We start from the raw sequence: 3,969 nt of genomic DNA, 5'->3' as shown, positions 1-3,969 counted from the left end.
CACCAGGCGGAACAACGCCACCTCAAGAGCGAACAGGCCGGCCTGCGTGAACTGCGTCTGATCCAGCAGCTCACCACCCGCAAACACCACATCCCCAACCGGACGATCCAGATGCCGGTCCAACTCCGCACACACCGCATCGAAAGCATCCGCGAACACCGGATACGCCTCATACAACTCACGGCCCATACCCGACCGCTGCGCACCCTGACCCGAGAACAACACCGCGAGTTGCCCGGACGCCTCCTGGCCCACCGTCAACTGCGGATCGGTACCACCTTCGGAGAGGGCTGTGACGCCACGCAGCAGCGCGTCACGGTCAGTACCGCTGACCACCGCCCGGTGTGTGAACGCCGCTCTGCCCGTGGCCAGGGAGAAGGCCACGTCGAGCGCTTCGAGTTCCGGACGTCGTAGGAGGTGTGACCGCAGGAGCCCGGCCTGATCCGCGAGGGCCCGTTCCGACCGGCCCGCCAGCACCCACGGCAGAACCGGCGGGGCGGTGCCACCGGCCGCAGCCGGGGCAGGAGGTGCCTGTTCGATGATCGTGTGGGCGTTGGTGCCGCTGATCCCGAACGACGACACCCCGGCACGCCACGGCTCGTCCGTCTCCGGCCAGGTGATCGCCTCGGTCAGCAGCTCGACCGCTCCTGCCCACCAGTCCACCTGCGAGGACGGACTGTCGACGTGCAGGGTGCGCGGCAGCGTCCCGTGTCGCATCGCCATCACCATCTTGATGATCCCGGCCACACCGGCAGCAGCCTGCGTGTGACCGATGTTCGACTTGACCGACCCGAGCAGCAGCGGCCTGCCGTCCACGCGCTCCTGTCCGTAGGTCGCCATCAGCGCCTGCGCCTCGATGGGGTCACCCAGCCTGGTGCCCGTGCCGTGCGCCTCTACCACGTCCACCTGGGACGCGGAGAGACCCGCTGAGGCGAGTGCCTGCCGGATGACACGCTGCTGTGCCGGCCCGTTCGGTGCCGTCATGCCGTTCGACGCACCGTCCTGGTTGACCGCCGAACCCCGCACGACCGCCAGGACTTCGTGACCGTTGCGCCGTGCGTCCGACAGCCGCTCCACCAACAGCATGCCGACGCCTTCGCCCCAGCCCGTGCCGTCCGCCGCGTCGGCGAACGCCTTGCACCGGCCGTCCTCGGCCAGACCGCGCTGGCGGGAGAACTCGATGAACGCTCCGGGCGTCGACATCACCGTGACGCCGCCCGCCAGGGCCAGTGAGCACTCCCCCGCCCGCAACGCCTGAACCGCCAGGTGCAGCGCGACCAGCGACGACGAGCACGCTGTGTCCACCGTCACCGCCGGACCTTCAAGCCCGAAGGTGTACGAGAGCCGGCCCGACACGGCACTGGCGCCGTTCCCGGTTCCCATGTGGCCCTCGGCGTTCTGGGCCGACATGTACAGCAGCGCCGAGTAGTCCTGGCCGTTGGTCCCTGTGAACACGCCGGTGCGGCTTCCGCGCAGGGAGGCAGGGTCGATTCCCGCCCGCTCGAAGGCCTCCCACGACGTTTCGAGCAGCAGCCGCTGCTGCGGGTCCATCGCGGTGGCCTCACGGGGCGAGATCCCGAAGAAGCCGGGGTCGAAGTCCCCCACATCATGGAGGAATCCGCCCTCCGACACGTATGAGGTACCGGGGTGATCCGGGTCCGGGTCGTACAGGGAATCCAGGTCCCAGCCCCGGTTGACCGGGAAGCCGGACACTCCGTCGGCGCCTGCGGCGAGCAGCTCCCACAGTTCCTCGGGCGAGCGGACGCCCCCGGGGAACCGGCAGCTCATACCGACGATCACGATGGGATCGTCCTGCTCTGCCACTGCCACGGCCGTGAAGGCGTCGGCCCGCTGGAGTGCGCCGCCGAACAGCTCCGTGCACAGGTGCTCGGCCAGGACCGTCGGCGTCGGGTAGTCGAACACCATCGTGGCGGGGAGCGTCAGCCCGGTCTCCCTGGCCAGGGTGTTGCGGAGTTCTACAGCGGTCAGGGAGTCGAAGCCCAGTTCGCGGAACGTACTTGCCGCCGTGACCGACTCGGCGCTCGGGTGCGCCAGCACGACCGCAGCCTGCTTGCGTACGAGTTCCAGCAGTGCCCGGGACCTCTCCCCTCCGGTCGCCGTCGCCAGCCGGTCTCGCAGAACTGACGTGCCGTCCCCGGACGGGGTCGACCCGGTCTCCTGCAGCTCGCGCGCTTCGGCGACTCCTGCCAGGAGCGGGCTCGGGCGGAGCGCGGTGAACGCCGGGGCGAAGCGCGCCCAGTCGACATCGGCCACGGTGATGAGGGAGTCGCCCTCGGACAGTGCCTGCTGTAGAGCGGCGACAGCGCGCTCGGGAGCCATGGCGGGCAGTCCGCGTCGCAGCAGGTGGGCTTCGGCATCGCCCTGCGCCATGCCGCCCTCGGCCCACGGTCCCCAGGCGACCGAGGTGGCGGCCCGCCCGCGGGCACGACGGCTGAGCGCCAGGGCGTCGAGGTGGGCGTTGGCAGCCGCATAGGCGGCCTGGCCCCCGCTGCCCCACACTCCCGCGATCGAGGAGAAGAGGACGAATGCGTCAAGCGGTCCGTCCTCGCCGTCGTCCGTGAACACCGCGTCCAGGTTGGTCGCCCCGGCCACCTTGGCGGACAGGACGGCCTCGAGGCCGGTGGCATCCAGCTCGGCCAGCGGATGCGACGCAGCCTCCCCGGCCGTGTGCAGCACGGCCCTTACCGGGGATCCGGCGGACCGGAGGCCGTCCGCCAGTTCGGCGAGTGCGGCGCGGTCCGTGACGTCGCACGATGCGACCGTGACGGCGGCTCCGAGTGAGACGAGTTCGTCCCGGAGCTCCGCCGCGCCCGGGGCGTCCACGCCTCGCCTGCTGGTGAGCACCAGCCGCTCGGCACCGTTGCGGGCAGCCCAGCGGGCCACGTGCGCGCCCAGAACTCCTGTCCCGCCGGTGATCAGTACCGTTCCGCGTGGTGACCAGGCGGAACCCTGCCCGGTACCGGGTGTGCGGACGAGGCGTCGTACATACACACCCGATGCACGGATCGCGATCTGGTCCTCGCTGTCGATTCCCGCCAGAGCAGCGCAGACACGCCCTACCGCCCGCTCGTCGAGCACCTCGGGCAGGTCGAGCAACCCGCCCCAGTGCTGCGGGTGTTCGAGCGCGGCCACCCGGCCCAGCCCCCAGACCTGCGCCTGCACGGGGCTGACGGTTCCGTCCGCCCTACCCACCGACACCGCACCGCGGGTCAGGCACCACAGCGGAACCGTCCTGCCCGCGTCGTTCAGGGCCTGGACAAGGGTCAGGGCCCTCCGGACCTCGGCACCCACCGCTCCGGGGGCGGGTTCCTCGTCCGCTGCCAGCAGTGTCACCACTCCGGCGAGTTCGGGGTATCCGGCGAGCTTTCCGGCCAGCTCCTCCCTGCCGACGGTGTCGGCGAGCGGAAGGTGTATGACCTCGGCACCGTGTGCGCTGATCCCGTCGGTTACGGGGTGCGCTGCGCGGTTCTCCGGCGTGACCACCAGCCAGGTGCCCGTCAGCTCCGGATGCGGAACCGCGGAGACCGGCTGCCAGGTGGCGCGGTAGCGCCAGGCATCGACGGTGGACAGGTTGCGGCTCTGCCGGCGCCAGGAGGACAGCGCGGGCAGCATCGCTTCGAGCGGTGCCAGCTCAGCCGAGCCCAGGGCCGCACCGAGCGCTGCAGCATCTTCTCGTTCCACGGCGTTCCAGAAAGTCGCGTCGAGGGACGAGGCTTCCGGCACTCCCCTGCCGCCCATGAGGGGCGCCCCGCCTTCGGGCCAGAAGCGCTGCCGTTGGAAGGCGTAGGTCGGCAGGTCGATTCGTCGGGCGCCGGTGCCGGCGAAGTACGCCGCCCAGTCGACGGACCCTCCACGCACGTAGAGCTCCGCGAGCGCGGTGACCAGTGTCTGCGGCTCGTCGCGGTCCTTGCGCAGCACCGGGGCGAACGCCGACTCCTCGACGCACTC

General features: G+C 70.9%; 1 protein-coding gene. It reads right to left on the bottom strand.

The genetic code is table 11. The annotated features are described in order from the left end of the window. A partial coding sequence (locus tag AB0P41_RS35870) for an SDR family NAD(P)-dependent oxidoreductase (RefSeq protein WP_365936189.1) occupies window positions 1-3,969 on the bottom strand: 3,969 nt, incomplete at both ends.

Origin of the sequence: Streptomyces sp. NPDC079167 (genome assembly GCF_040686735.1) — a bacterium.
Classification (GTDB): Bacteria; Actinomycetota; Actinomycetes; order Streptomycetales; family Streptomycetaceae; genus Streptomyces.
The sequence above is the reverse complement of the archived record's forward strand: the minus strand, read 5'-3'. Positions and strand labels throughout refer to the sequence as shown.